The organism is Streptomyces griseorubiginosus (genome assembly GCF_001514195.1).
GTDB classification, from domain to species: Bacteria; Actinomycetota; Actinomycetes; order Streptomycetales; family Streptomycetaceae; genus Streptomyces; species Streptomyces griseorubiginosus.
Window position 1 is genome coordinate 172,432 of record NZ_KQ948746.1, and the last position, 25,544, is coordinate 197,975.

Consider the following 25,544-nt stretch of genomic DNA (forward strand, 5'->3'; position numbering starts at 1 on the left):
GATGTCGGTTGTGAGTCGGTTGCCCTGTCGAGTCGCAGGTGTGCCGGTTCATTACGCCGAGACCGGAGTCTGTCGTGTGATCTGAATCACGGTCGGAACTGATTGCTTGAAAGTTTTGTCATCTACGCTGACAAACCCGTCCGCACCCCCCGATCGCCGGGAACTGGAGCGTTCCTGCATGACCGACCAACCCGCCAGAGTCCCCGCCCAGGCCTCCCCTTCCGCGACCGCCGCGTACGTGCGGATCTACGAGCAGGAACAGCCGCGGCTCGTCGCCTACGCCCGCTCGCTCACCCGTAACTCCTGGGCAGCGGAGGACCTCGTCGCCGAGGCGCACTTCCGCGTGTGGCGCCGGTTGTCCGCCGGCCACGAGATCGACAACGTCCCGGCGTACCTCATGACGACCGTGCGGCACCTCGCCTCCTCGGTCGCGAGCGCCACGCACGAGACCCCGCGCGATCCGCAGATCCCCGAGCAGGCGTCCGCCGGTCATGCGGAGGACCCCGCCGAACGGGTCTCCGCCACCGACCTGTTGGTCCGCGTCCTCGGTGAACTCCCCGAACGCTGGGTGCGGGCCCTGTGGCTCGCCGACGCCGAAGGGCAGCCGCTGGAGTCGGTCGGCCGGCAGATCGGCGCCAAGCAGGGCGCGACGGCCGTGCTGCTGCACCGCGCCCGCGAGGGCATGCGCCAGGCGTTCCTGCGCTCACAGACCGAGGCGCCCGAGGATCCCGCGTGCGAGGTCCACTGGGTCCGCATGCCGGCCTACGTCCGCGGCACCGCGACCGCACGCCAGTCGGAGCGCCTCCTCGCCCACGTCGACGTCTGCGACGAGTGCCGGGGGCGGCTCGCCGTGCTGGTCCGCGCCAACAGCCGGCTGCCCGCCCTCGCCGGACCCGCGCTGCTGGTCCTCGCGGTGGGCGGCGGGGCGACGGGGAAGTTCCTGGCGTCGCTGACGGCGGGGGCGGCGGCAGGGGGCGCGGGGGTGGCCGCGGGTTCTGCGGCGTCTGCGGCGTCTGCGGGTTCTGCGGCGTCTGCGGGTTCCGTGGGTTCTGCGGGTTCCGTGGGGGCCGCGGGAGGTCTTTCGGCGGGCGGGCCGGGTCTTCTCCGTACGGTCCGTGCGGCGGCCCCGAAGACCAAGGCCGCCCTCGCCTCCGGTACGGCGGCGGCCACGGCCATCGCGGTCGTCCTGACCCTCGGGGTCAACGAGGCGCCCTCGACGGTGACTTCGCCCACGAGGGAGCCGCTGGCTCAGGGGCCGGTGGTGGGGCCCGCGGTGGGACCGACGGAAGGGCCGGCGGCGGATACCCCGGCAGACCCCCGGACGGTCACGGCCGAACGGGGTCGGAGCCGGGTCGGCGGGGCGGAGGCGGTCGTAGCGGGAGACGGGTCGGGCGTGCGGCGGGGCGGGGGAGGCCCGGAGACAGCGGGGCCCGAGGAGCCGGGTGACTCCGGCTCGGGGGAGCGGGAGCAGCCTGCGCCGGTGGTGCCGGGTCCTGGTCCTGGTCCTGTGGAGCCTGCGCCGGTGGTGCCGGGTACGGGTCCTGGTCCTGTGGAGCCCGCGCCGGAGGTCCCGGACCCCGGCCCCACTGCTGCGGTGCCCGCGCCGGTGGTGCCGAGCCCCGACCCCACCCCTGCGGAGCCCGCCCCGGTGGTGCCGGATCCCAGTCCCAGCCCAGCGGAGCCCGCTCCGGAGGTGCCGAGCCCCGACCCCACCCCTGCGGAGCCCGCCCCGGTGGTGCCGGATCCCAGTCCCAGCCCTGTCGACCCCCTGCCCGGTGACGACCCGCCCGTACCGGAGCCGAGCAGCCCGACTCCGGTTGATCCTCCGCCTGTTGAGGAGACACCGGCCCCGCCGGCGTACTCCGAGCCCTCACCCGCTCCGGAGCCTCCCGAGATCCCGGAACCTTCGGAGCCCCCGGTCGCCCCGGAGCCCCCCGAGACCCCGCAACCCCCGGTCGGCGGAGGCTGCGGCGGCGAGCCCGCACCCGCGCCCGGGAAACCCGTCGCGGAACAGCAGGCAGCCGAACCGGCGTCGAACCGGCCGCAGACGCGGGCCGACGCGGGCTGACGCGGGGCAGGCGTCCTGAATCCTCACGGCCTCACTGGTGGTACGGCTGCTGCGGCGCCTGTCCGCCGTGCACCTGCCCGCCCTGCCCACCACCGGCGGCCGCCTGCGCCTGCAACTGCTCCGCCTCCTGCGCGCTCAGCTTGCTCTCCGCACCGCAGAAGGTGCACTGCGTCGCGTACTTGGTGGAGATCGGGAAGAGCGGCACGAAGAACAGCGTGAACTTCGTGACCCGCTTGCGCAGCGTGTGCGCGGCCGGATTCCCGCACCGCCCGCACACCAGGGTGAGTATCGCGAGCTGGTACAGGTAGCCCTTGGTGCCAAAGAGGATGAGCATGGTGTGGTCGCCTTCCGGATCGGTGCTTGAGAGGCAGTATCCCCGCAGCCGCCGCGCGCGCCGAGTGGCGGCCGCATCCCGTGGACCGACGTAGGCGGACCGGACAGACGAACGGCGCCGCCCACCCCTGGAACGGGACGGGCGGCGCCACACGTCGAAACCGGGGACTTATCCGGGGAACGGCTTGCTCGCCTCGTCCTCAGCCTTGATGCACGCGTCGAGCTTCTTCTGGATGGCGGCCGCGTCGCTGAGCGCCTTACGGGCGGCCGCGGTCTCCCCGAGCTGCTTCAGCTTCGCGGCCTTGGCCTTGAGGTTGGCGATCTGCTGACGCATCTGGCCCTTGTCGCAGGTGATGGCGGCCTTCACCGACACCTGACCCCGATCGGCCGACGTGGCGGCCTGAGCGGGCGCCGACGTGATGAAGAAGCCTCCGACGATGGCCGCGGAGACGGCCAGGGCGGAAAAGCGCTTGGTCATGAGTGTTTCCCCCAGATAGGGCTGACATTGGTCGGAGTGGATCTTACAAAACTCATGTAACTCGTCAGTAACAAGCCGGACTTCGCCCACCGGACGACCCAAGCCATCGCGCACCGACCCGTGCCACCCCGCACCGACCCGTGCCACCCCGTACGTCGAATGCGCGCCTCCCCGATCGACGCGAGGGTGAAGGAAGCACCCCCGGACCCATCCCCGGACCCATCCCCAGACCACAGGAGCCGACCCCCATGGCCACGACCACGACCAAGACCACGACCGTGACCGCGGACCTGGCCATCTCCCTCGACGGCTGTATCGCCGGCCCCGGCGTCACCCCCGACAACCCCGGCGGCGACGGCGCCGAGCCCCTCTTCGAGTGGATCCACAACCTGGCGAGCTGGCGCGAACGCCAGGGCATGACCGGCGGCGAGGAGAACCGCGACTCCGAGCTGATGCGGGAGTGGTTCGACGCGACCGGCGCGGTGGTGATGGGCCGCATGATGTACGACACGGGGGCGGACTTCTGGGGCGAGAACCCGCCGTTCCGGACCCCGGTCCTCGTCCTGACCCACCGCCCGCACCCGACCCTGGTCAAGCAGGGCGGCACGACCTTCACCTTCGTCACCGAGGGCATCCACAGCGCCCTCGCCCAGGCCAGGAAGGCCGCCGGGGACAGGAACGTCGACATCGCGGGCGGGGCGAGGACCGTACGGCAGTACCTCCGGGCCGGACTCATCGACGAGCTGCATCTGCATATGGTGCCGGCGCTGCTGGGGGACGGGCTGCGACTGTTCGAGGGGGTGGGGGCGGGCCGCCTCGAACAGGTGAGAGCGGAGGCCACGCCTCTGGCGACCCACCTGAAGTACCGCGTCGTGAGGTGACCGGCCTGGACCGGGACCCGGTTCAGCTCTCCAGGCGGCTCAGCGCCTCCATGGCCTCGCGCTCGATGCGTGACAGGTCGAGGAGGGTGGTGCCCGCCCGTACGAGGTACTGCTCTTCCCCCGACTCCCCGGCCCGGGTGATCAGCGCGGCGACCTCGGTCCACAGAGCGGCCGCCTCGGCGTACAGCCGGTGCCCGGTGCGCAGGTGATCACTGTCGACGCACTCGGCACACTCCGCGAGGAAGTCACGGTAGAGATTGCGGAACAGCGCACCCCCGGTACCGGCCTTCTCCATCAGCAGGGCGGCCTGCGGCAGGTCCCGCCCCGGGTCGTCACTCCGCCGCAGCCATGTGCGTACGGCCTTGCCGGCCTTGTCGATGCCCCGGTGACCCAGATTGGCGATGGGCGGGTTGAGGAAGGCGTGGGCGCAGGCGGTGACGGAGGCCATGATCGACGTCCGAAGCGCGGGCAGGTCCCGGGGCGCCGTGAGCGCGAAGGACCGGTGCTTGGCGGCCATGGGCCCCCGGGCGGCCCGAGCCTCGGCGAGACTGCCCAGACTGGTGCACACGGCACCGCCCTGCTGCTCGGTGTCCACGAGCCGGGCGACACGGTCGTCATAGCCGTACAGGGCGACGACGTGCCCACCGAAGTGCACCTTCGCCGTGAAGTACTCCAGATGAAAACTGTCGAGTTGAAGCCCGACGGGCTGCCCGCTGTCGATGGCCTCCACGACATTCGCCCATCCCCTACGCGCCGAGGAGGTCTCCCGCACCGACAGCTCCAGCCCCAGCGTGTCGGCCAGATTCCTGCTGAGCTCGAACGGCTTCACCCGCCCGCCGAGAAAGGGAAACCCCATGCGCTTGCTGTCCCAGTAGACAAAGCCCAGCCCTCGACCCAGCCCGAACAGCATGGGCTCGGAGAGGTCGATGCCCTGGTGGCGGAGGAGGACCCCGAGGGTGGTGGTCTCGCAGTGCTGCATGGGCCGGGTATCGACACTGGTCAGCATGGGCATGCCGTGGTCTCCTGGGCAGGGATGATCAGTGAGGCATCAGTATCAGGCTGTCCCCGGGACGTGCCGTCGGATGAACAGGCCTACAGCCGACGACGGTTACGCCGAGGGAGGCGGAGGCATCCATCATGCCCAACCCGGGCATCCAGATCCTCGCCCACAAGCCGGCCTATCGGATGGCTTGAGAGGGCTGAGTGGTCGGGCAGGGGGTAGTCGATCCGAGGAAGGACAGTCGGCCAGACCAACGGAGGGACCCCGCCATGCCGCGCATGATCGAACGCATCAAGGAGTTCGCCAAGAGCCCGCAGGGCCGCCGCGCCACCGAACAGGCCCGCCGAGCAGCGGCAGACCCGCGGCGCAGGGCTCAGGCGAAGCAGTTGCTGGGCAAGCTTCGGGGACGTCACTGATCGCGTCGGCCGCACCGGCAGGCTCCGTCGGGGATCGCCTGGCGTGCCCTGTCTGAACTGGGCATGCTGCGAACGACCTGCGCTAGTCAGCAGCAACGCCATCGTCAGGAGTCACGGCGACGATGGCCACAGTGGGGGGCGGTGGCGCCGGGGTGTACACGTACGCCACTGCAAGCCCCGGCGCTCCGTCGTGGGGTTCGACCCTCGTCTTGCGGACTTCGACGCCGTCCTGGGGGCCGCTGAGGAGGACTCCGAGTCTGGGCACCTGTTCCAGTTCCTGCCGCAGCGTTTCCAGCGCCTGCTCCGCTCCCAGAGCCTTCGCCCGATCGGCCGCCCGTACTGTCACGGCCGCGATCACACCGCTCACCGGTCCGGTGCCTCCTGTTTCAGCCGCGCCGCAAGGTCGATGCCTTCCTGTACGGCGATGTCGAACTCTGGATCCTGGTAGAGGCGGATCCTGCCCCGATAGTCGACGATCACCGTTGCGACAGCGTTGAGGTCGGTCTCCGACGAAGCCTCCAGCGCGCGCTGAAGATCCGCTTCGAAGGACTCTCGGTCACCGGGGAAGCCGTGCCCGGCCCGAAGGGCAGCCCGGATGTCACCGATGGTCTTCAACGGCAGCGCCGCAGGTCCGGGCGTCTCGGCGTGCTGTGCGCTCACGATCGTCTGCTCCTTGTCGTCCGCTGTCCTAGGGGGAGTGTCCTACAGCGGCCTGAGTGCTGCCGAGGGAACCCTTTGCCCGTGCATCAAACGTCAGGGCCGCAGGACACCGTCCATGAAGGCGCGCCACGCCTCGCCGGCAAGAGCGATCACGGGTCCCGCCTCCAGCTTCGAGTCACGCACGAGGATGTCTCCACCGGTCGACGCGCACTCGACGCACTCTCCCCCCGCACCATTGCTGTACGAAGACCTGAACCACACCGGATGGCCGCTGACATGGGTATTCGCAGTGCTCACCTTGCGTAATCCTTCAACACCGTCTCGATCAATTGGATGGAGCGTTGAGGACTCAGAGCTGCGGCCCGCAGGCCGTCGAAGGCTCTGGTGTACTCACGAACATGATGCTCGCCTTCCAGGTACACGGCATCGGTGATGCCGTCGCGATACACCAGGTCCTGGTCTTCCGGATCGGGGAAGCCGAGCAGCGTGAAGGTCCCGGTGGCCGGATACGTGCCCGCATCGAAGGGGAGCACCTGCAAGGTCACACTCGCCAACTCGGCTGACTCCAGGACCCGTTCCAGCTGCTCCCGCATCAGGGCCCGATCCCCGATGACATTGCGCAGAGAACCCTCGTTGACGATGAACCAGGCTTCGGGAGCGTCTGTGCCCGTCAGCATGGCCTGGCGCTCCATGCGGACCCGCACGGCCCTGTCGATGTCCTCGGCCGACATGTGGGCTCCCGTCTTGTACAGCTCACCGGCGTATGCCTCCGTCTGCATGAGGCCGGGGATCAGTTCGCACTGATACTGGCGGAAGGTGGAGGCTTCCTGCTCCAGGCCGATGTAGATGTTGAACCACTCGGGGACACCGGAGCCGTGCACCTGCCACCAGCCACGCGTCTTGGCCTCCCGTGCCAATGACTTCAGGAACTCCCGCAGTTCGTCGGTGGTGCCATAGAAGCGGCACAGCGCATCGATGTCCGACGGTTGGACCCGGCCGTTGCCCGTCTCCATGCGGTTGACCTTGGAGCCGCTCCAGTCCAGCGCCTCGCCGACCTGCGCGCAGGTGAGCGCGCTCTTCTCGCGAAGCTTCTTCAGCTCGATCGAGAGCCGGCGACGGCGTGCCGTGGGTGACCCGGCCATCTCAACCACCTTTCGGATATCGGGCGTTCAGTCTCGCGCCAAGGGGTGTGCCTGCCAATCACCCGGAAGTGGGAATCTCTTCCTGCACATTGCACGAAGGGATACGCGCACGCCACTCTGGCCCAATGCCACTCAACGTGAGGGCTCATGACGCTCCGCGATCGCCAGCGTGGGCGTGTGTGTGACGAGAGGGGACTTCGTGGTCCAGGAAGCGTGCGTGTTTCGGAAACCGTGGGACCTGGCCTTCAGCGCCGAACCAGAAGAAGTGGGCGCCCTTCGCCGGATCATGCGGCTCCATCTGGGGATCTGGGGCTTGGGACACATCTCCGACCAAGCTCAGCTCTGCGTCTCCGAGTTGGTGTCCAACGTCATCACCCACGTGGGTGTGGGCACCCCGGTCACGCTCACCGTCTCCATGAGCGGCACCCGTCTGCGCATCGAGGTCCATGACCCGGATACCCGCGCCTTGCCGACGCTCCTGGCCGCCGCGCCCGATGCCGAGGGCGGTAGAGGAATGGCACTGGTCGGCGCGGTTTCGGACCGCTGGGGCGTGCAACTCCGAGCAGACCGGAAGATCACGTGGTGCGAGCTGTCGACAGGGTTGCCTTCAGGTGGGGGCCGCACCGGGGACGCTCGTGCGAACGGGCGGCCGTCGTCGAGGAAGTAGCGTTGAGTAGCTGTCGGGCGACCGGTGGATTGCCACGCCTGGCGCGCTTTGCTGCATATCGCGAGTGTCAGCTCTCCAGGCCCTAGTGCCGGATTGGTCCAACTTTGAGCTGGCTCGGGGTGAGATGGTGCAAGCTCACGCGACCTTTCTTCACCGAGCTGGGGAGATCATTCGTGATCCACGTCAACCAGTGGGCTAGGTCCGTGACGCAGCAACCTGCCTCAAGGCTGCATGTCCCAAGGCGGAAGCTCGCTGGCGGTGACGATACTGCGGACGCGCAGGTCAGCTCGGCGGGCCGGCGTTGTTTGGTCGACGACAACGGAGCAGCCCATCCACTGTCCGCCGCGCTCCTCGACCATCGACCGCACAGCCCTTGCCTGGCTGCCCGTCTCGATCCAATCGTCGACGAGCAGCACCCGGTCTCCGGTCCCCACGGCGTCCCGCTGTAGACGCAATTCCTGGCGTGTTCCCCGGTAGTCGGGGTGGCTACGTCGGGTGACCTTCTTTCCGGGGAAGATCCCGGCGGCCTTGCGTACCGCGGCGAAGCCGACTCCGAGTTCGACAGCTACTGCTGCACCGAGCAGAAATCCCCGCGACTCGATGCCACAGACGGCCGTGATGCCGTCCTCCTGGAACGGTTCGGCCAGTCCGTGGACCATCCCAGCAAGTGCTCGGGGATCACGGAAGATCCCCCAGACATCGGCATGGCCGCCAACCCATTGGAAACGTTCGAGGACCAAGTCACGTGGGTGAGGCGTCATGATCGCGAGTTTGCGGATGTACCGGCAGCCATCGCAACCGGGTTACCCCGCTGCGATGGCCGAGTACGACCACACGTCCGCAGGCAACTGATGATGCAGTTGCCAGGTGATGGCCATGGGTCTGCTGCCCTCGTGTCGGACATAGGTCGCGGGACCAAGCAGCATCCACGGCTGGGCTTTGCCTATGTCGGTGTCCTTGTACCGCCGCATGAACAGCAGCACATGGCTCCCGCGTTGGACATGCTCTTGGTAGCGCAGCCCCGTGGGCGAGGTCTCTGCCGTGGTGCTCTGCGACTCCCAGTGGAACAGGGAGGGGCTCAACGCATAGTCCTTGTACCTGACGGTAGGGGAGAAATCCTTCTCGTTCTTCTCCAGTGTGATCAGTAGCGCGTCCGTCTGGTTCGGCTGGTCCCACAGGACTCCCTGCGCGAAGGACCCGGGCATCTGTCCGTTGAGACGAGCGACGCCAAGTGCAGCCAGGATCTCCGAGCGGTTGTAGGCGCTGTGGATCTTCAAGGGGATATGCGCATGAGGACCTTCCAGGGCAATGGGGAAGTGGTCGGTCTGACGCATCACATGCTTGAGCACCTGCCGCAGCTCACTACGGAGTGCTCGCTGCTCGCGAAGAGACTCCAGTCCTTCCGCGTAGGAGCCAAAGCCACCAGCCTTGTCCCAGAGGTTGAAGAAGAGCATGCGAGCGTAGGTCTGGTTCCTCGGGTCCAGAGCCTCGTACGCCGGAGCGTCATCGCTCAGCAGGCGGGCGTACGCCTCAGCGCGCTCAGGGTCGTCGACGTGGAGGAACGCGTGAACGCGCTTCAACAGATCCTCTTCGCCGTCCCGTTCAGGCAGTTCACTCAGGCCGGCACGCCGCAAAACAGAGGTCCAGGAATTGCTCGACTTGTACAGCTCCTTGATTTCGCGGCGGCTCTCTCTGAGGTAGTCCTCCAGAAGAGGCGTATTGAAGGCGCTGACTTCCTTGGCAAGGGTCTGAACGGTTGCCTTGATCTGCGTGCGGATGTTGTCCAGCACGATGTCCTTGGACTTGCCTTCAAGGATGATCTGGCAGCCGGACGGCAGAAGCGGGAAGTCGTGTTCGGCATGCTCAAGGAGACGGTTTCGCGACAAGTTTGTCATCGCGCGGAACTGCTCCTCGAACCGAAATTCCGCGCGATGTTGGCCGATGAAGTCCAGAACGGTCAGCACCGGCTTGTTTGGCGTACGCCGCAAGCCTCGGCCAAGCTGTTGAAGGAAGACGGTTGCACTGCTCGTCGGACGGAGAAGCAGCAGCGTATCGACGTCGGGGATGTCCAAGCCCTCGTTGAATAGGTCTACGGAGAAGATGACCTGGATCTGACCGGCTTTGAGTTCGGCGAGGATCCGGTCACGTGTCTCGGGCTTCGACTCGCTATCCAAGGCCTCAGCCCTGATCCCCGCGTCCTGGAAGCACTTCGCCATGAAGTGAGCGTGCTTCCTGGTGACGCAGAATCCGAGCGCTCGCATACTCAACGGGTCAGATACCTTGTCCCGCACCTGCTTGAGGACGATACGAGCTCGGGCGTGATCGGCGGAGAACAGGTCACCGAGCTGACTCTGATCGTACGTCCCCGAGCGCCAGTTGAGGCGAGTGAGATCTGTACCGTCTGGCAGGCCGAAGTAATGGAACGGGCACAGGAGGTCGTTGTCGAGCGCCTCCCACAGTCGCATCTCGGCTGCGATCCTGCCGTCAAAGAACTCGTTCTGCACATTGAGTCCATCGGCACGCTCAGGGGTGGCGGTCAGACCGAGGAGCTGCTTCGGTTTGAAGTGGTTGAGAACACGGCGATAGGTCGTAGCCGTCGCGTGATGGAACTCGTCGACGACGATGATGTCGAAGTGCTCAGGGTCGAACTGATCCAGTCGCTGATCGGTGAGCGACTGGACGCTCGCGAAGACATGCTGCCAGCCCCGCGGCAGTTCGCCGCTGAAGAGCGGTTCACCGAAGGAGGCGTCATCCAGTACTTCCCGGTACTTTCGCAGCGACTGCTTCAAGATCTCTTTGCGGTGAGCCACGAAGAGTAGCCGTGGGTACTGCTTGCCGCCCCACTGCTTGTGCAGATTTCGGTAGTCAAGGGCCGCCATGACGGTCTTGCCCGTACCAGTTGCGGCGACCAGCAGGTTCTGGTGATGGCCGCGGACCTCACGCTCGACGCGCAGCCGCTCCAGCATGTCGGCCTGGTGCGGGTACGGGCGCACTTCAAGGCCCGAAAGACTGATCTTGGCGTCCTGCTGAGACGTTGACCCGCCAGCCACCCCAAGAGCTTCGTCCAACTTGCGGGCGTCGCGATCGGGGTCGTAGGCCTCAAAAGCGATGTCGTTCCAGTAGGAGTCAAAGCTGGCCTCAAACTTGTTCAGCACGGCGGGTGTCGCGACGGACGACAGGCGTACGTTCCACTCCAGGCCATCGAGAAGTGCGGCTTTGGAGAGGTTGGAACTGCCTACGTACGCGGTATCGAAGCCAGTATTGCGGCGAAACAGCCAGGCCTTGGCGTGCAGGCGGGTGGAGCGGGTCTCGTAGTTGACCTTCACCTCGGCGCCAAAGTCTCGGACCAGGCGGTCGAGAGCATGCCGATCGGTGGCACCCATGTAGGTCGTCGTGATGACACGAATTGGTACGCCTCGGTGCGCGGCTTCACGCAGCGAACTCTCCAGGACGCGAATGCCGTACCACTTGACGAACGCGCACAGCAGGTCGATGCGGTCCGCCGTGGCCAGTTCCGCGCGAAGTTCGGCTCCCAGATTGGGATCGTCTGGGGCGTTGGTGATCAGTGCGGTTTCGGAGAGGGGGGTGAGGGGGCGGATTGCATAGACGCCGGGGGCTTCCTGTTCCGCGAGCGCGAGCAACTGACGGGGGCCATCGACGATGGTCTCGCTGTGCGCGCTTTCATCCTGCTCAGGCACGCTAACGGTCAGCGACTGCATGATTTGGTTGGCGACCGCGACCTGTTCCTTCTGCGGCAGTTGAGCCAACCGACGGCCGATCGCTTCACTGATGTGCCTGGCCAGCACATGCGGGGTGGACTCCGCGCTGACCTCTGCGTCGATGGCTTTCCAGCCCGCAGCCTCGAGTCCCTCAATCTGAGCGTGCAGTTCCTGCGTGACCAGCCGTTCGTGGACGCCAGCCCTGAGGTCCCCCGATTCCGCCACGACTGCTCCTTCGTTCCCGTGTGCCGCTGTGGATCTTTTCTAACAGCAGCCACTGACAACTGGAGGCCTTGTGGCGAAAGCCGATCGTCGAGCAGTTCCGTGGTCCGCCCGCTTCCTTGCAGTGTCGTGCCTCCGTGGACTGCGTCAAGGGCGCTCCCTGCGGTCGCGTCGCCTGCGGCGATCGGCCTTCGGCCGGCCCTTGACCCAGTCCGCTCCGGCACGGGGGAGAAGCGAGCGGGCGGCCGGGGGGGAGGGGTGGCCCAGGGGGTGAGGGTTCGGTGCGTTGAGGTGTGGGCCGGGGGGGCGGGTGCGCAGTCGTTGTCCGGGTGTGGGGCGGGTTGGCGGCTCTCCGTTGGAGGGGGTGCGGGTACAGGGCCGGGAGTCTCGGGGCGGGGCGGTCGGTGGTGGTGGCGCCTGGCTCGTCAGGTGAAGTCCGCTGCCGTGATGCCGGCCGCGTGGCCCGGTGGCCATTCGACCAGTTCGATTCGGTAGCCGTCCGGGTCCGTGAGCCAGGATGTTCTGGGGCCGTCGGGGCCGCCCGGGTGTTGGATCGGGCCGGGGTTCAAGCCTGCCTCGGCCAGCCGCACCAGCTCGTCGGGCAGGGCGTCGACCTGGATCGCCAAGTGGTCGAAGCCCGTGCCCAGCTCGACCGGGCCGTCGGCCGGGCGGTGGACCAGTTCCAGGGAGGCGGCCGGTTCGTCGGGGAAGCTGAGGATCGCGAGGTGGCCTGCCTCGCCGGCTTCCACCCGGCCCAGTTCGACGTAGCCCAAGGCCGTGTAGAAGGCCAGCGAGCGGTCCAGGTCGGATACACGGTACGAGACGAAGAGTGTTTTCACGCGGACCCCTCGGAACGGTGGACCCGGTAACGCAGGTGTGTGACGTCCCTGTCGTCCAGCCGTCGGACCAGGTCGAGTTCGATGTGCTGACCGCCCAGGTGGTCGAAGAGGCGTCTGCCCTCCCCGAGCAGGACGGGAATCAGGTGGATCTCCATCTCGTCCAGGTGCCCTGCGCGCAGCAGCGCCTGGGCCGTGGACGCGCCGTGGACCATGACCGGCCTGTTCCCGGCGGCCATGCGGGCCTGGTGGGCGCAGTCGTCCACGTCCGTGACGAAGCGGGCGTGGCCCGGTGGCACGTCCCCCTCGTCCGCCTGGCGGGTGAGGACGAGGATCGGGACGCCGTCGTGGTGGTCGCCCTGCCAGCGCCGGGCCAGTTCGAAGGTGCGGCGGCCGGAGATCAGCGCGCCGGTCGCCAACGCCTCGCGGTAGACCTGGCCGCTCGGGCCGTCGGAATTCCGGTCGTCGAGCCAGTTGAACAGGCGTCCGCCGTCGCGTCCGAGCTCCTGGCCCGGTCGGTCGTCCGGGCCCGCGATGTAGCCGTCGAGCGACATCGACATGTACAGCCGGATCGGGTTCCTCATCGCGGGCCCCATCTCTTCTCCGTGACGCGACACCGGGCAGGTGTGTCACAGGGAAGACCTCAAGGGGCGGGCGAATTCATCGGTCAGCGTCGACCTGCGGCTTCCGGAGCCCGCCCCCACGGCGACCTACTCGCCGTGACACTCCCCGTAGACCCGCCCCGACCCGCACCAGCACGCCGTCCCCCGCTGCGGCGGCCACTCCACCGCGCGGCCTCGCGCCGCCAGCGTCGTCGCGTACTGGGGGAGGAGTGAGGTCTCCGCCGGGGACATGCCCTCCGACGCGGCGAACGCCTCGTAGGAGGGGACCGTGCCGGAGACGATGCCCAGGTTCGGGGTGCCGGAGGAGGACAGCTCGCGCAGGGACTCCTCTATCGTCGCCAGGTGCTCCTCGTGGGAGGGGTACTCCGACTCCAGCGAGGGGTACGCCGCCAGCAGCTCCGAGAGTTCGGACGCCGGCCAGTGCAGTACCGCCACCGGGAACGGGCGCGACAACGCCTCCCGGAACGTGCCGAGTTCGGCGCGCAGACGGCTGATCTCCGCCTCCAGTTCCGCCGGGTTGTCCGAGCCGAGGGACCACACGCGCTTCGGGTCGTGGAGTTCGTCCAGGGAGACCGGGGAGGTGTGCAGGGTGTCCGCCAGGGTGTCCCAGTCGTCGTGGGCCAGGCCGAGCATCCTCCGGACGCGGTGACGGCCGAACAACAAAGGATGCGTGGAGTACGGCGGCTCCGCGACGTCCGTCAGGAGGACCCTCGCGCCCTGCGTGAACGTCTCCTGCGCCTGCTCCAGCTCGTCGTGGGACTCCAGGGCCTCCGCCACGATCACCCAGGGCGCCGGGTCCCGGGGAGCCGCCGCGCGGACGCCCTCGATGATCGCGCGGGCCTCGGCCTCATGGCCGTACTCCCAGAGGTTCGCGGCCTTCAGGGCGCGGACCAGGAACGGGTTCTCCAAGCCGTCCTGCGCGGCCAGCAGGCGGTCGTAGAGGGAGGACGCGGCGGGGCGGTCGCCGGCCAGTTCCAGGTGGGCCGCGGCCTGCACGAGCAGGGCCTCGGCGTCCTCGGGATACCGGTCGGCGGTCCGCTCCAGGCGCGCCGCTTCGGCGTTGTGGTCGACGTTCTCGGCAGGCGTGTCGGGGCGCATGGGGGACACCGTACTGCCGATCAGTGACAAAGGAGAGAGAGGTGCAGGCCAGGGGCCGGGTGACCCGCAGGACCCCGGCCCGCACCACGCCGGACTCAGATCGTCACACCGTCGATCTGCAAGGTCTGCACCGCCTTCGCCGCGAACGGCACCGCCACCGACTTCCCGCTCAGGAACGTGTTGGAGTACGAGGCGTACTTGTCGCCGCCCGTCGTCACCGTGTTCCAGCGCGGGACCAGGCCGCCCGAGCCGCCCGTCACCGTGGTGAAGCGGGACAGGTCGAAGGTGAGCGTCTGGGCCGAGGTCGAGGTGTTCAGGGCCACGATGACCAGGCGCCTGGCCGAGGCGTCGTAGGCCGCGACCGCGTTGCTCACCCCCGTGTCGAGGATCTTCATCCCGGGGCGGATGTGCCGGCTGAACTGGGCCAGCACGTAGTACTTCGTCTCGATCGCGCCGGCCTGGAGGGTGCCGGCGTCGTACTTGATCACGCCCCAGCCCGCCGTCGGGTCCATGACCTGCCAGTAGACCCAGGCCGTGGGGTGCAGCCAGCGGAAGTCGTAGAGGAGGTTGAAGGCGGTGGTGTACCCGGTGCCGTCGCCGTCGCCGGTCTCGGAGTTCCACAGCTTTTTGCCGGCCGTGGTCACCACGTCCGTGTAGAGCAGGTCCCTACGGCCGTCCGCGCCCTGGTAGCCGTGCACGTTGACCTGGTTGACGTACCCCTTCGTGGTCGAGCTGAAGGAGTTCCAGGTGGTGCGGGCGAGGTCGTAACTCGTCTCGTCCGAGGCCGAGATCTTCACGCCGGTCAGGCCGCGGTTGTTCAACTCGCTGCGCAGGTACGGCAGTACGGCCGACTGGACCGACGCGTCCATGTGGCAGCCCTCCTGCGTGCCGGTCGCCGTCCACCAGGACGAGGAGGGCTCGTTGAAGGCGTCGACCGTCGAGAAGTTCACGCCCCAGTTGTTCTTGGCGTAGAGGGCCACCGAGGCGAGGTGGGAGGCGTGCTGGCGGTAGTTCCAGGACTGGAGGTTGTTGCCGCCGCCGGAGGCGCCGGAGGGGTTGTGGTTCAGGCACATCCACCACATGGGGGAGTTGGCGAACAGCTCCGAAGTGGCCCCGCGCGAGGTGGCCTTGACCAGCATCGCGCGCTGGTTGGCGTCCGCCGTCCACTTCCAGGCCCAGGAGGTCGGGTCCTCGTTGTTCCAGTCCTGCCAGTAGCCCTCGATCTGCTTGAAGCCGGGGATGTTCGCCGACGCGACCATCGACTCGCCGCCGACCGTGTTCCAGCTGCACGCGCCCAGGTTGTAGCGGGCGATGTTCAAGCCGAGTCCGGGCAGCGAAGTGCCGTTGTAGGTCGTGGACTTGGTGGTGAAGAAGAGGTCGGCGAAGTCGTCCCGCGCGCCGAACACGTTGGCCCACCAGGCCAGGGAGGTGCCCCAGCCCTCCCAGGTGCCGTACGACGTCCCCGGGCTGACCGCGATCGTGGCGTCCGCGCGGGCGGTGCCGGTGGCCAGTGCGCTGCCGAGGAGGGTGCCTCCTGCGGCTGTCAGCAGCGTTCTGCGTCGGATCATTGCTACTCCGAACTCCGAGGGGCGACGCGGCGTCCCACCGGCGTCGTAGCCCGTCCCGTTCTTGCCACGTCGAAGCATCGGGTGTGGCCGGTGGGGTTGTCGAGAGTTCTGACATCCCTTTCTAAAACCGGTGGAAGAAGTGTGGCATCTCGGACGTGCGGTGCCCCGTGGACCTGTACGTCCGCCTGCCTCCGGCAACAGTCCGCCTGCCTCTGGTGACTTGGAGGTGCGGCCCCTATCGTGCGGCCGCATGCGGTCCCGCATCGTGCACCACGGAACCCGCCGCCGACGCGCGCGGCGCCGCCGCGTGCTGTGGACCGGCGGCGAGGTCCTGGTGACCGTCGGGGTCGTCCTCATGCTGCTCGTCGTCCACCAGCTGTGGTGGACCAACCGCGAGGCCCGGGAGGGCGCCCGGCGGAAGGTCGAGGCGCTGGAGCGGCAGTGGGGGCAGGAGGGCGACGGCCTCGGCTCGGCCCACGATCCGGTGATGGGCGAGGGCGCTACCACGGGCGACGGGAGCGCCGGAGCCGGCAAGGACCGGTCCACCGCGAGCCGATCCGGCAACTCCACGCACTCACAGCCCAGTTGGACGCAGGCCTACGCCATCCTCACCGTCCCCCGCCTCCACCTCCGCGTCCCCGTCGCCGAGGGGGTCGGCAAGCAGGACGTGCTCAACAAGGGGTACGTCGGCCACTACCCCGGCACCGGACAGCCGGGCCAGGTCGGCAACTTCGCGCTCGCCGGACACCGCAACACCCACGGCGAGCCCTTCCGGTACGTCAACCGCCTGAGCCCCGGGGACACCGTCCGGGTCGAGACCCGGAGCGCGGTCTACACGTACGCCGTCGACAGGACCCTGCGCCAGACCTCGGCCCGCGACGCGGGAGTGATCCGCCCCGTCCCGCGCTCGACGGTCCACCCCTCCTACGGCTACACCACGCCCGGCCGGTTCATCACCCTCACCACGTGCACCCCCGAGTACACGTCCCGGTACCGGCTGGTGGTGTGGGGCACCTTGGTCTCCACGCAGCCGCGTTGACGTGATCACCGAGGAGGGCATCCGCGAGAAGCGCCGGTACCAGGAGTCGCCGCCGCGCGACGAGTACGTCCCCACCGACCGGGGCGCCGCCCTGTGGCCGACCCCGCGCGCCCTCAGCGGCCGGGGCCGCGAGCACCACGGCGACAGCGCGCCCCTCGTCTTCCAGCACGCCGACTGCGGTACCGAACTCGGCTCGTACGGCGAATGCCCCGCCTGCGCGACCGTCGTACCGGTCGAGGACGTCCCTCATGCTTCCGGGGCCCGGCCTCGACCCCGACCCCGTGAACCCGGTCAGCTTGGGCCCTGCGCAAGCCGAAGAGGCTCTTGGAGCCACTCCGGGTCGATCAGGTATAACCGGAGGAGGATCCGTGCCGCCGGGAGCGGCGGCGAGGAAGACGCCAGTGGACATGCCGGGGGAGGGGGAGTCGCCGTGCACCGCAGCTGGACCGTGGCGCGTCCCGTCGTGAACCGCAGCTGGACGACATCGCGTCCCGTCGTGAACCGCAGTTGGACGACATCGCGTCCCGCCTTGAACCGCAGCTGGACGACAGCCCGTCCCGCCGCCGTGCTGCTGCTCCTCGTCCTCGACCTCGTCCTGCTCGACACCGGCAGCCTCTCCGCCGCCGTCGCCCTCGCCGCGACCGCCGCGGCCGGCTCCGCCTTCGCCGCCTGCTCGCTGCTCGCCTCGCGCTGCGCGCCCGCCGTGCCGCCCACCCGGGTCCGTACGGCCATCCGCGACCGGGACCGCCGTACGGCCTTCCTCCCGCAGCGCGACCCCGACGCCAAGGGCCGCCCCCGCCCCCGAGCCCCCGGTCACGCCCTCCGGACGACCACCGCGTAGGGCTTCGCCTCCACAGCAGTGCACCCCGCGCGGGTCGTCATGCCGCCTTCACCGCTTCCGGCACGACGAGACCCCCGGAGGGCTCACCCATGTCTGTCTTCGCCGACCTGGTCCAGCACCTGGCCGACCTGCTCCACCCCCTCTTCGGCGCCACCGCGGCCGCCGCCGCGATCGTCCTGTTCACCGCTTTCGTACGACTGCTCGTGCACCCCCTGTCCCGCGCCGCCGCCCGCGGTCAGAAGGCCCGAACCAGGCTCCAGCCGAAGATCGCCGAGCTGCGGAAGAAGCACAAGGACAGCCCCGACAAGCTCCAGAAGGCCGTAATGGAACTGCACGCCGAGGAGAAGGTCTCACCGCTCTCCGGCTGCCTGCCCGGCCTCCTCCAGATGCCGGCGTTCTTCCTGCTGTACCACCTCTTCTCCAACACCACGATCGGCGGCCGCACCAACGCGCTGCTGAGCCACGAACTCTTCGCCGCGCCGCTCGGCGGGCGCTGGGCGGACGCGCTCGGGGACGGCGGGGTGTTCGGGGGAGCCGGGCTCGTCTACGTCTGCCTGTTCGTGTTCGTGATCGTGGTGGCGACCTTCAACTACCGCCGCACCAAGCGGATGATGGCCGCGAACCCGGTCGTGCCGGTGACCGACGGGCAGCCGGTGCCCGGTACCGCCGCGGTGAGCCGGCTCATGCCGTACATGTCCTTCTTCACCCTCTTCACCGTGGCGGTGGTGCCGCTCGCTGCCGCGCTCTACGTGGTGACCAGCTCGACGTGGGCGGCGGTGGAGCGGGCGGTGCTCTATCGCTGATCGGTGCGGTGGATCTCTGGTCGGCCCAGTCCCTGACCAGTCCAGTCCGTGAACCGGGTATTGCGGACTGGACGGCGACCTTGGACGATCGACCAGTCATCCGATGGCTGCACCCGTCGGAGGACGCCCCGCGATCGAGGAGAAAGTCATCATGAAGCTGCTGCGAGTCGGAACGGCGGGAACGGAGACGCCCGCGCTGCTCGACGCCGACGGGGTCCTGCGGGACCTGTCCGGGGTCGTGGAGGACATCGACGGGACGCTGCTCGCCGACGACACGGCACTCGGCCGGGTCCGCGCGGCCGCGGAGTCCGGGGAACTCCCCGAGCTCGACGCGACCGGGCTGCGGGTCGGGCCGCCGCTCGCGCGCATCGGCAAGATCGTCTGCATCGGGCTCAACTACCACGACCACGCCCGTGAGACCGGCGCCGAGCCGCCCGCCGAGCCGGTGATCTTCTTCAAGGCCGCGGACACGGTGGTCGGGCCGTACGACACCGTCCTGGTGCCCCGGAAGTCGGAGAAGACCGACTGGGAGGTCGAGCTGGCGGTCGTCATCGGACGTACGGCCCGCTACCTGGGCTCCGCGGAGGAGGCGCTCGCCCATGTCGCCGGGTACGCGATCTCGCACGACGTGTCCGAGCGGGAGTTCCAGATCGAGCGCGGCGGGACCTGGGACAAGGGGAAGAACTGCGAGACCTTCAACCCCCTGGGCCCGTGGCTGGTGACGGCGGACGAGGTGGGCGACCCCCAGGATCTCGCGCTGAAGCTGTGGGTCAACGGCGAGCTGAAGCAGAACGGCACGACCGCCGAACAGATCTTCCCCGTGGGCGAAGTGGTGCGGTACGTCAGCCAGTTCATGACCCTGTACCCCGGTGACGTCATCAACACCGGTACGCCGGCGGGGGTCGCGATGGGGGAGCCCGAGCCCAAGCCGTACCTGCGGGCGGGGGACGTGACGGAGCTGGAGATCTCCGGACTCGGGCGTCAGCGACAGGAGTTCAAGGACGCGTAGCCGCCCCGCGGGGAGAACAGGGGACTGCGCGTAGTCCGGCGGCTGCGGGCCGTGTGTGGCTCGTCGCGCAGTTCCCCGCGCCCCTGGGTGGGTCCAGTCACCCCAGTAGCGATGCGAGCCTGCGCCAGGCCTCCCTCGGAAGGCTGTAGCGCGGGCCTCCGTCCACGATCTGGAGCGCCACATGGTCCGCGCCCGCCGCGAGGTACTCGTCGATGCGGGCGCGGATCCCGTCCTCGGAGCCCCACGCGTAGACCGCGTCGACCAGACGGTCGCTGCCGCCGTCCTTCAGGTCGTCCTCCGTGAAGCCGTTGCGGAGGAAGTTGTTGGTGTAGTTGGGCAGGCCCAGGTAGACGGCCAGGGAGTCGCGGGCCAGGGCGCGGGCGCGGGTCGGGTCGCTCTCCAGCACCACCTTCAGCTCCGGGGCCAACAGGGGCTGTTCGCCGAGGAGTTCGCGGGACCTCGCCGTCTGCTCCGCGGTGACCAGGTACGGGATGGAGCCGGCCGAACGGTTCCGGGCGAGCTCGACGGTCCTGGGGCCCAGGGCGGCCAGGACCCGGGCCCCGGCCGGGACTCCCGCCGCGTCCAGGGCGTCCAGGTAGGCGACCAGCGCCGAGTACGGACGGCGGTACTGCTCCGCCAGCTTGGCGTGGCTGACGCCCAGACCCAGGACGAAGCGGCCGGGGTGGGCGGTGTTCAGCTCGGTGAAGCTCGCGGCGGCGGTCTTCGGTTCGTGGTCCCAGATGCTCTGGACGCTGGTGCCGACGACCAGCCGGGAGGTCGCTTCGAGGAGCGGGGCGGCGTTGGCGGCGGAGCTGCTGCCGCCCAGCCAGATCGCGCCGAAGCCGAGCTCCTCCAACTCGGCGGCGGCCTCCGCGCGTTCACCGCGCAGCGCCGGGTCCTCCCCGCGCAGACCGCCGCCGTTCCAGATGCCGTACGTTCCGATGGTCTCCTTCATGGCAGGTGCCAACGTGGGAGAGCCCGGCGATAATCCCCGCTCCGACGACCGCTCGGCCGACCGCTCGGCTAGCGGTCCTTGCTCAGGAACTCCTCCAGCGCCTCCACGACGAAACGGTGGTCCTGGAGCTGGGGCAGCCCCGACACCGTGACCGTGCCGACGACGCCCACGCCCTCGACCGTGATCGGGAAGGAGCCGCCGTGGGCCGCGTACACGTCGGGGTCCAGCCGGGAGGACTCCTCGAAGGTGCTGCCCTTGGCGCGGAAGCGGGCGCCGACCAGGTAGGAGGCGGAACCGTAGCGTTCCACGACCCGGCGCTTGCGGTCGATCCAGGCGTCGTTGTCCGGGGTGGAGCCCGGCAGGGCCGCGTGGAAGAGCTGCTGGCCGCCGCGGTGGATGTCGATGGCCACCGGCGCCTGCCGCTCCCTGGCCATGTCGACCAGGAGCGAGCCCAGCGCCCACGCGTCCTCGTAGGTGAACTGCCGGAAGACCAGGCGCCGTTCCTGCGCCTCCAGCTCCTCCAGGGGCGGGGTGAGTTCCGGGTGGAACTTCGGGGTCAGCTCGGTGTTGTGGGTCACAGCTCCACCGCCACTCCGTCGCGGGCCGAACGGCGCGCCGCCTCCAGTACGTCGAGGGCGGCGGCCGCCTCCAGCGCGGTCACCGGGTTGGTGCCGCCCTCGGAAAGGGCCCTGGCCACGGCCGCATAGTAAGCCGGGTAGTCGCCGGGCAGGGTGGGGACGGGGCTGCCGCCGCCGGTCACGGGGGACTCACCGGCACCCAGCCGGCCCCACAGCGACTCGGGCTCGCGGCCCCACTCGGCCGACGTCCCGGGCCGCTCGCCCTCCCTGAGCGCCGCCTCCTGCGGGTCCAGGCCGTACTTCACATAGCCCGCCTTCGAGCCCAGCACCCGGAAACGGGGGCCGAGTTGGGCGGTGGTGGCGGAGACGTGGAGGTGGCTGCGGACTCCGCTCGCGTGGGTGATCGCGAGGAACGTGTCGTCGTCGATCGAGGCGCCCGGGCGGCGGATGTCCGTCTCGGCGTAGACGGTGGCGGCGGGGCCGAAGAGGGTGAGCGCCTGGTCGACGACGTGGCTGCCGAGGTCGTAGAGCAGACCTCCGATCTCTGCGGGGTCGCCGGACTCCCGCCAGCCGCCCTTGGGCTGTGGCCGCCAGCGCTCGAAACGGGACTCGAAGCGCCACACGTCGCCGAGTTCGCCCTCGTCGAGCAGCTTGCGCAGGGTCAGGAAGTCGTTGTCCCAGCGGCGGTTCTGGAAGACGGAGAGCAGCAGGCCGCGCTCCTCGGCGAGGGCGGCGAGCTCGCGGGCCTCGGCCGCCGTGCCGGCGATCGGCTTGTCGACCACGACGGGCAGACCGGCCTTCAGGGCGGTCGTGGCGAGCGGAACGTGCGTCCTGTTGGGCGACGCGATGACGATCAGGTCCAGGTCGGCGGCGAGGGCGAAGAGCTCGTCGGTGTCGGCGACGGTACGGACGTCCGGGTGCTCGGCGCGGGCCTGTTCCTGCCGCTCGGGGTTCGAGGTGACCACCGTGTCGAGAACGAGGCCCTCGGTGGCGGCGATCAGCGGGGCATGGAAGACGGAACCCGCGAGGCCGTAGCCGACGAGGCCCACGCGGAGGTCAGCAGCAGTCATGCCGTCCACTTTCGCAACGCTGTTGCCAAAGTGCAAGCGCGGGAGAGAATGGGCCACGTGAACGGGATGAGCGGACGGCGTACGGGTGGTGGGGTGCGGGTCGCCGGTGAGGGGGCGCGGAAGGTGGGTGAAGCGCGGAAGGTGGGCGAGGTCCGGGCGGCGGCGGATGCGGGGGTCAATCTGCCGGCTCTGCGCAGCCACAACACCGCGCTCGTGCTGGACCTGCTGCGGCGGGCCGGCGTCGAGGGGATCAGCCGACTGGAGCTCGCCGAACGCACCGGGCTGACCCCTCAGGCCGTCAGCAAGATCACCGGGCGGTTGCGGGACGCGGGCCTGGCTGCCGAAGCGGGGCGCCGAGCCTCGACCGGCGGCAAGCCGCGGACCGTACTGCGCCTGGTGCCGGAGGCGGGCCACGCGGTGGGCGTCCACCTGGACCGTGACGCCCTGCGCCTGGTGCTGGTGAACCTCGCGGGCACGGTCGTGGGGGAGCGGTACACCGACGTGGACCTCGGTGCGGGCGCGGAGGCGGTGGTCGCGGCGGTCGCGGGGGAGGTGGAGGCACTGGTGGACGGGTGGGCGCGGGGCGGTGGGGGGCGTTCCGGTACGGATGCGGATGCGGATGCGGTGGCGGCGGGGCCGGGTGCGGATGCGGCTAGGCCGGGTACGGATGCGATGGCGGCTCGGCATGGTGCGGATGCGGTAACGGCTGGGCCGGGTGCGGACGCGGTGGTCGCTGGGCCGGGTGCGGATGCCGACGTGTCCGGCCGCACGGGTTGGACGCCGGTGAACTCGCCGACCGTATGGGACAGGTCCACCCCGTCGCGCCGTACGGACCCCGCCCCCGAAGCCGCACCGCCCACCTACCCCGCTCCACCCCCCGGGGCCACCGCCGGGTCACCCCTTCCACCCCCCGGGGCCACCGCCGGGTCACCCCTTCCACCCCCCGGCGTCGCCGCCGGGCCACCCGCTCAGGCCCCCGGCGCCACCCCCGCACCCCCCACCGCAGCCACCCCCTTCCCCCCACCCCCTCTCCTCGGAGTCGGCGTAGCCCTCCCCGGGCCCCTCGATCACACCCGAGGCGTGCTGCATCGGGTCACCGGATTCGCCGAGTGGGACGGGTTTCCGCTGCGGGACGCGCTCGGGGAGCGGCTCCGGGTGCCGGTGGCCGTGGACAAGGACACCAACGCCGCGGCGCTGGGGCTCGCCGTCGCAGGGGAGCGGGGCTCGTTCGCGTATCTGCATCTCGGTACCGGCCTCGGCGCAGGACTCGTGATCGACGGAGTCGTGCGGCGGGGTGCGAGGACCGCGGCCGGGGAGTTCGGGCACCAGGTCGTCCAGCTCGACGGCCCGCCCTGCGACTGCGGCGACCGCGGCTGCGTCGAGGCGCTCTGCCTCACGGCGGTGTCCCGCGGCGACCTCGCCGAAGCGGCCCGCGTCCTCGGCATCGCGGCCGGCAACCTCGTCGCCCTGCTCGACATCGACCTGGTCCTGCTGGGCGGCCGTACCGTCACCGGCGCGCCCGAGATGTTCCTACGGGGCGTCGGAGCCGTCCTCGACGAGCGTGCCCGGCGCGCGGGCGAGCCGCCGGTCCCCGTACGGACCGTGCCCGGCGACATCGCCGAGGGCGCGGCCCAACTGGTCCTGGCCCCCCTCTTCGGCCGGGCGGACGCCTGAGGGCGGACCCGGTCGGCCGATCGGGCGGTCTGCGGGGACCGTTCGAGGGCACCCGCCGGAATGGTGCCGCGTACCGGCGATCCCGTCCGGCATGGTCATGTGTTCATGCGACTGTCCACTTCCGCCCACCTTGGTCTCGCGGCGGCAGCCGCCCTCCTCCTGCCCACGCCTCCCGCACCCGCGGACCCCGGATCCGGCCGCGGCGACTTCCCGATCACCACCCGTGTCCACGGCGGTCCCCACACCTACGTGGCCGGCGGCGGCTTCGGCACCTGGTACCTGGACCTCACCAACACCACCGCCCGCACCTGGAGCGACATCCACCCGGTCGTCGTCCTCGTCGACGACCGCCGCGCCCTCCGACCCGCACAGCCCCAGTTGGAGTTCTACGACGGCGAGCGCGCCCACCCGGTCCGCTTCGAGAAGACTGACGCCGAGGAACTCGTCGGTGCCTTCGACGACGGCTTCCCCGGCTTCACCGTCGCCCCCGGCAAGACCCTCACGGTGCGGATCCGCCTGGCCCTCACCGCCGACACCGCCCCCAACGACGTCACCGTCAACGCGGCCGTAGTCCAGCGCCACGACGACGACGGCGACTGGGTGGGCCAGTCCAACGACTACCGCTTCGGCGTCGAGAGCGAACCCGGCGCCGCCGAGACCCCCGGGACCGGCACCGCGACCGGCGACGCCCGGCTCCCCTTCGCCGACGAACTCGCCCGCACCGGCCTGGGCTCCGTCACCGGCGTCGCCCTCGCCGCCACCGTGGCTCTCCTGGCCACCGGCGGCGCGATCCTGCTGACCCGCAGACGCCGGTGACCCGCAGACGTCGGTGACCCGCAGACGCCGGTGACCCGCAGACGCCGGTGACCCGCAGACGCCGGTGAACACAGCCGCGCCGATGACCGCCGGCGCGGCGGTCAGACGCGGTCGACCAGGTCCGCGATGGAGTCCACGACCTTCGTCGGCCGGTACGGGTAGCGGTCGATGTCGCCCTTACCCGTCAGCCCGGTCAGCACGAGGAAGGTCTCCATGCCCGCCTCCAGACCGGCCAGGACGTCCGTGTCCATCCGGTCGCCGATCATCGCGCTGGTCTCCGAGTGCGCGCCGATGGTGTTCAGCGCGGTCCGCATCATCAGCGGGTTGGGCTTGCCGATGAAGTACGGCTCCTTGCCGGTCGCCTTGGTGATCAGCGCGGCCACGGACCCGGTCGCCGGAAGCGCGCCCTCGGGGGAGGGCCCGGTGTTGTCGGGGTTGGTGGCGATGAACCGGGCCCCGTCGTTGATCAGCCGGATGGCCTTGGTCAGCGCCTCGAAGGAGTACGTCCGGGTCTCCCCGAGGATCACGAAGTCGGGGTCGGAATCGGTGAGGACGTACCCGGTGTCGTGCAGGGCCGTGGTCAGCCCCGCCTCCCCGATCACGTACGCGGTCCCGCCGGGGTGCTGGTTGTCCAGGAAGGTGGCGGTGGCCAGGGCGGAGGTCCAGATGTTCTCCGTCGGCACGTCGAGGCCGATCCGGCTCAGCCGGGCGTGCAGATCACGCGCGGTGTAGATCGAGTTGTTCGTCAGCACCAGGAACGGCCGACCCGAGTCCCGCAGCTTCTTGATGAAGGCGTCCGCGCCCGGCACCGGGACGCCCTCGTGCATCAGCACCCCGTCCATGTCGGTGAGCCACGATTCGATGGGCTTGCGCTCTGTCATGGGTGGGGACTCCTGCGTGCGGTGAACGTGTGGGACGACCATGCTATGCAGCCCCTCCGCCACGGCAACGAGCGTGCTTCGGCGTCTCGGCCTCCGGTCACCTCACGACCGTCCCGGATACCCCGTTTTCCCTGCTCCGAGGCGCCGGACGTCCCCCATCCGGAGCA

At 69.6% G+C, this 25,544-nt stretch carries 26 protein-coding genes and 1 pseudogene; 10 read left to right on the forward strand and 17 right to left on the reverse strand.

From position 1 onward, the window contains the following. Positions 1 to 178: 178 nt before the first annotated feature. Positions 179 to 2,068 (forward strand): sigma-70 family RNA polymerase sigma factor, encoded by a 1,890-nt coding sequence (locus AQJ54_RS38830; protein ID WP_062245761.1) that lies wholly within the window; start codon positions 179 to 181, stop codon positions 2,066 to 2,068. 31 nt (positions 2,069 to 2,099) lie between these two features. Here AQJ54_RS38830 and AQJ54_RS38835 read toward each other — a convergent pair whose 3' ends face one another. Together AQJ54_RS38835 and AQJ54_RS38840 are read right to left on the reverse strand one after the other, a co-directional pair. Then, positions 2,100 to 2,402 carry a zinc-ribbon domain-containing protein gene (locus AQJ54_RS38835; protein WP_020138947.1) on the reverse strand — a complete coding sequence of 101 codons (303 nt, stop codon included), beginning with the start codon at positions 2,400 to 2,402 and terminating at the stop codon, positions 2,100 to 2,102. A 168-nt stretch (positions 2,403 to 2,570) separates the two neighbouring features. Further along, positions 2,571 to 2,879, reverse strand: a complete 309-nt coding sequence (locus AQJ54_RS38840) for a hypothetical protein (RefSeq protein WP_062245766.1) — start codon at positions 2,877 to 2,879, stop codon at positions 2,571 to 2,573. 248 nt (positions 2,880 to 3,127) lie between these two features. On the opposite strand from AQJ54_RS38840, the gene AQJ54_RS38845 reads away from it, so the two are divergent. After that, positions 3,128 to 3,760, forward strand: a complete 633-nt coding sequence (locus AQJ54_RS38845; protein WP_062245772.1) for a dihydrofolate reductase family protein — start codon at positions 3,128 to 3,130, stop codon at positions 3,758 to 3,760. Positions 3,761 to 3,782: 22 nt separating this feature from the next. On the opposite strand, the gene AQJ54_RS38850 is transcribed toward AQJ54_RS38845, so the two are convergent. Further along, positions 3,783 to 4,772: a BtrH N-terminal domain-containing protein gene (locus AQJ54_RS38850; protein WP_062245774.1), complete on the reverse strand. Its 990-nt coding sequence runs from the start codon at positions 4,770 to 4,772 to the stop codon at positions 3,783 to 3,785. A 257-nt stretch (positions 4,773 to 5,029) separates the two neighbouring features. On the opposite strand from AQJ54_RS38850, the gene AQJ54_RS46295 reads away from it, so the two are divergent. Next, positions 5,030 to 5,176: a hypothetical protein gene (locus AQJ54_RS46295; RefSeq protein WP_169808267.1), complete on the forward strand. Its 147-nt coding sequence runs from the start codon at positions 5,030 to 5,032 to the stop codon at positions 5,174 to 5,176. Positions 5,177 to 5,258: 82 nt separating this feature from the next. On the opposite strand, the gene AQJ54_RS38855 is transcribed toward AQJ54_RS46295, so the two are convergent. The 4 genes from AQJ54_RS38855 to AQJ54_RS38865 form a co-directional block, all read right to left on the reverse strand. Beyond that, the gene (locus AQJ54_RS38855; RefSeq protein WP_062245781.1) at positions 5,259 to 5,543 is read right to left on the reverse strand and encodes a hypothetical protein; all 285 of its coding nucleotides are present in this window, start codon (positions 5,541 to 5,543) and stop codon (positions 5,259 to 5,261) included. Further along, positions 5,540 to 5,836 (reverse strand): DUF6247 family protein, encoded by a 297-nt coding sequence (locus AQJ54_RS38860; protein WP_062031280.1) that lies wholly within the window; start codon positions 5,834 to 5,836, stop codon positions 5,540 to 5,542. The genes AQJ54_RS38855 and AQJ54_RS38860 overlap by 4 nt, the downstream gene beginning before the upstream one ends. Positions 5,837 to 5,929: 93 nt before the next feature. Continuing rightward, positions 5,930 to 6,133 (reverse strand): DUF397 domain-containing protein, encoded by a 204-nt coding sequence (locus AQJ54_RS44275; RefSeq protein ID WP_079070212.1) that lies wholly within the window; start codon positions 6,131 to 6,133, stop codon positions 5,930 to 5,932. Beyond that, positions 6,130 to 6,978: a helix-turn-helix domain-containing protein gene (locus tag AQJ54_RS38865; protein WP_211278628.1), complete on the reverse strand. Its 849-nt coding sequence runs from the start codon at positions 6,976 to 6,978 to the stop codon at positions 6,130 to 6,132. Before AQJ54_RS38865 ends, AQJ54_RS44275 begins: the two co-directional genes overlap by 4 nt. 199 nt (positions 6,979 to 7,177) lie before the next feature. Between AQJ54_RS38865 and AQJ54_RS38870 the strand changes: the two are divergent. Next, positions 7,178 to 7,612, forward strand: a pseudogene (locus tag AQJ54_RS38870) (ATP-binding protein); the annotation flags it as partial. 254 nt (positions 7,613 to 7,866) lie between these two features. Here AQJ54_RS38870 and AQJ54_RS38875 read toward each other — a convergent pair. The 6 genes from AQJ54_RS38875 to AQJ54_RS38900 form a co-directional block, all read right to left on the reverse strand. Then, positions 7,867 to 8,406, reverse strand: coding sequence for a phosphoribosyltransferase family protein (locus AQJ54_RS38875; protein ID WP_062245788.1), 540 nt, complete (start codon positions 8,404 to 8,406; stop codon positions 7,867 to 7,869). 42 nt (positions 8,407 to 8,448) lie between these two features. Beyond that, the gene (locus AQJ54_RS38880) at positions 8,449 to 11,589 is read right to left on the reverse strand and encodes a DEAD/DEAH box helicase (protein ID WP_062245790.1); all 3,141 of its coding nucleotides are present in this window, start codon (positions 11,587 to 11,589) and stop codon (positions 8,449 to 8,451) included. Positions 11,590 to 12,011: 422 nt separating this feature from the next. After that, positions 12,012 to 12,425, reverse strand: a complete 414-nt coding sequence (locus AQJ54_RS38885; protein ID WP_062245794.1) for a VOC family protein — start codon at positions 12,423 to 12,425, stop codon at positions 12,012 to 12,014. Continuing rightward, on the reverse strand, positions 12,422 to 13,006 hold the full coding sequence (locus AQJ54_RS38890; protein WP_062245881.1) for a dihydrofolate reductase family protein: 585 nt from the start codon (positions 13,004 to 13,006) through the stop codon (positions 12,422 to 12,424). Before AQJ54_RS38890 ends, AQJ54_RS38885 begins: the two co-directional genes overlap by 4 nt. A 126-nt stretch (positions 13,007 to 13,132) precedes the next feature. Then, positions 13,133 to 14,143: an SEC-C domain-containing protein gene (locus AQJ54_RS38895; protein ID WP_062031264.1), complete on the reverse strand. Its 1,011-nt coding sequence runs from the start codon at positions 14,141 to 14,143 to the stop codon at positions 13,133 to 13,135. 95 nt (positions 14,144 to 14,238) lie between these two features. Then, positions 14,239 to 15,711, reverse strand: a complete 1,473-nt coding sequence (locus AQJ54_RS38900) for a glycoside hydrolase (protein ID WP_062245803.1) — start codon at positions 15,709 to 15,711, stop codon at positions 14,239 to 14,241. Positions 15,712 to 15,961: 250 nt separating this feature from the next. On the opposite strand from AQJ54_RS38900, the gene AQJ54_RS38905 reads away from it, so the two are divergent. From AQJ54_RS38905 to AQJ54_RS38920, 4 genes are all read left to right on the forward strand, one after another. Then, positions 15,962 to 16,750 carry a class E sortase gene (locus AQJ54_RS38905; RefSeq protein WP_062245804.1) on the forward strand — a complete coding sequence of 263 codons (789 nt, stop codon included), beginning with the start codon at positions 15,962 to 15,964 and terminating at the stop codon, positions 16,748 to 16,750. A gap of 529 nt (positions 16,751 to 17,279) precedes the next feature. Next, positions 17,280 to 17,591, forward strand: coding sequence for a DUF6412 domain-containing protein (locus AQJ54_RS38910; protein WP_062245806.1), 312 nt, complete (start codon positions 17,280 to 17,282; stop codon positions 17,589 to 17,591). Positions 17,592 to 17,680: 89 nt separating this feature from the next. Continuing rightward, a complete protein-coding gene (locus AQJ54_RS38915) occupies positions 17,681 to 18,394 on the forward strand; it encodes a YidC/Oxa1 family membrane protein insertase (protein ID WP_062245808.1) in 714 nt (237 codons plus the stop codon). A 151-nt stretch (positions 18,395 to 18,545) separates the two neighbouring features. Next, complete coding sequence (locus tag AQJ54_RS38920) at positions 18,546 to 19,403, forward strand: fumarylacetoacetate hydrolase family protein (RefSeq protein WP_062031255.1); 858 nt, start codon at positions 18,546 to 18,548, stop codon at positions 19,401 to 19,403. A gap of 97 nt (positions 19,404 to 19,500) precedes the next feature. Here AQJ54_RS38920 and AQJ54_RS38925 read toward each other — a convergent pair whose 3' ends face one another. From AQJ54_RS38925 to AQJ54_RS38935, 3 genes are all read right to left on the reverse strand, one after another. Continuing rightward, positions 19,501 to 20,358 carry an LLM class F420-dependent oxidoreductase gene (locus tag AQJ54_RS38925; RefSeq protein WP_062245810.1) on the reverse strand — a complete coding sequence of 286 codons (858 nt, stop codon included), beginning with the start codon at positions 20,356 to 20,358 and terminating at the stop codon, positions 19,501 to 19,503. Positions 20,359 to 20,426: 68 nt separating this feature from the next. Further along, a complete protein-coding gene (locus AQJ54_RS38930) occupies positions 20,427 to 20,936 on the reverse strand; it encodes a heme-degrading domain-containing protein (RefSeq protein ID WP_062245812.1) in 510 nt (169 codons plus the stop codon). Beyond that, complete coding sequence (locus AQJ54_RS38935; protein ID WP_062245814.1) at positions 20,933 to 22,006, reverse strand: Gfo/Idh/MocA family protein; 1,074 nt, start codon at positions 22,004 to 22,006, stop codon at positions 20,933 to 20,935. The genes AQJ54_RS38930 and AQJ54_RS38935 overlap by 4 nt, the downstream gene beginning before the upstream one ends. A 141-nt stretch (positions 22,007 to 22,147) precedes the next feature. Here AQJ54_RS38935 and AQJ54_RS44285 point away from each other — a divergent pair, with 141 nt between their 5' ends. Then, positions 22,148 to 23,680: an ROK family transcriptional regulator gene (locus tag AQJ54_RS44285; protein ID WP_211278630.1), complete on the forward strand. Its 1,533-nt coding sequence runs from the start codon at positions 22,148 to 22,150 to the stop codon at positions 23,678 to 23,680. A gap of 99 nt (positions 23,681 to 23,779) precedes the next feature. Next, complete coding sequence (locus AQJ54_RS38945) at positions 23,780 to 24,496, forward strand: hypothetical protein (RefSeq protein ID WP_062245816.1); 717 nt, start codon at positions 23,780 to 23,782, stop codon at positions 24,494 to 24,496. Positions 24,497 to 24,597: 101 nt separating this feature from the next. Here AQJ54_RS38945 and AQJ54_RS38950 read toward each other — a convergent pair whose 3' ends face one another. Then, on the reverse strand, positions 24,598 to 25,377 hold the full coding sequence (locus tag AQJ54_RS38950; RefSeq protein ID WP_062031243.1) for an HAD-IIA family hydrolase: 780 nt from the start codon (positions 25,375 to 25,377) through the stop codon (positions 24,598 to 24,600). Positions 25,378 to 25,544 lie beyond the last annotated feature (167 nt).

Excerpts from the sequence above, each read along its gene's own strand:
- AQJ54_RS38915 (WP_062245808.1), top strand. The coding sequence starts at position 17,681 with ATGTCTGTCTTCGCCGACCTGGTCCAGCACCTGGCCGACCTGCTCCAC.
- AQJ54_RS38830 (WP_062245761.1), top strand. The coding sequence starts at position 179 with ATGACCGACCAACCCGCCAGAGTCCCCGCCCAGGCCTCCCCTTCCGCG.
- AQJ54_RS38895 (WP_062031264.1), bottom strand. The coding sequence starts at position 14,143 with ATGCGCCCCGACACGCCTGCCGAGAACGTCGACCACAACGCCGAAGCG.
- AQJ54_RS38890 (WP_062245881.1), bottom strand. The coding sequence starts at position 13,006 with ATGAGGAACCCGATCCGGCTGTACATGTCGATGTCGCTCGACGGCTAC.
- AQJ54_RS38905 (WP_062245804.1), top strand. The coding sequence starts at position 15,962 with ATGCGGTCCCGCATCGTGCACCACGGAACCCGCCGCCGACGCGCGCGG.
- AQJ54_RS38900 (WP_062245803.1), bottom strand. The coding sequence starts at position 15,711 with ATGATCCGACGCAGAACGCTGCTGACAGCCGCAGGAGGCACCCTCCTC.
- AQJ54_RS38950 (WP_062031243.1), bottom strand. The coding sequence starts at position 25,377 with ATGACAGAGCGCAAGCCCATCGAATCGTGGCTCACCGACATGGACGGG.
- AQJ54_RS38850 (WP_062245774.1), bottom strand. The coding sequence starts at position 4,772 with ATGCCCATGCTGACCAGTGTCGATACCCGGCCCATGCAGCACTGCGAG.
- AQJ54_RS46295 (WP_169808267.1), top strand. The coding sequence starts at position 5,030 with ATGCCGCGCATGATCGAACGCATCAAGGAGTTCGCCAAGAGCCCGCAG.
- AQJ54_RS38865 (WP_211278628.1), bottom strand. The coding sequence starts at position 6,978 with ATGGCCGGGTCACCCACGGCACGCCGTCGCCGGCTCTCGATCGAGCTG.
- AQJ54_RS38845 (WP_062245772.1), top strand. The coding sequence starts at position 3,128 with ATGGCCACGACCACGACCAAGACCACGACCGTGACCGCGGACCTGGCC.
- AQJ54_RS38925 (WP_062245810.1), bottom strand. The coding sequence starts at position 20,358 with ATGAAGGAGACCATCGGAACGTACGGCATCTGGAACGGCGGCGGTCTG.
- AQJ54_RS38920 (WP_062031255.1), top strand. The coding sequence starts at position 18,546 with ATGAAGCTGCTGCGAGTCGGAACGGCGGGAACGGAGACGCCCGCGCTG.
- AQJ54_RS38875 (WP_062245788.1), bottom strand. The coding sequence starts at position 8,406 with ATGACGCCTCACCCACGTGACTTGGTCCTCGAACGTTTCCAATGGGTT.
- AQJ54_RS38935 (WP_062245814.1), bottom strand. The coding sequence starts at position 22,006 with ATGACTGCTGCTGACCTCCGCGTGGGCCTCGTCGGCTACGGCCTCGCG.
- AQJ54_RS38840 (WP_062245766.1), bottom strand. The coding sequence starts at position 2,879 with ATGACCAAGCGCTTTTCCGCCCTGGCCGTCTCCGCGGCCATCGTCGGA.
- AQJ54_RS38835 (WP_020138947.1), bottom strand. The coding sequence starts at position 2,402 with ATGCTCATCCTCTTTGGCACCAAGGGCTACCTGTACCAGCTCGCGATA.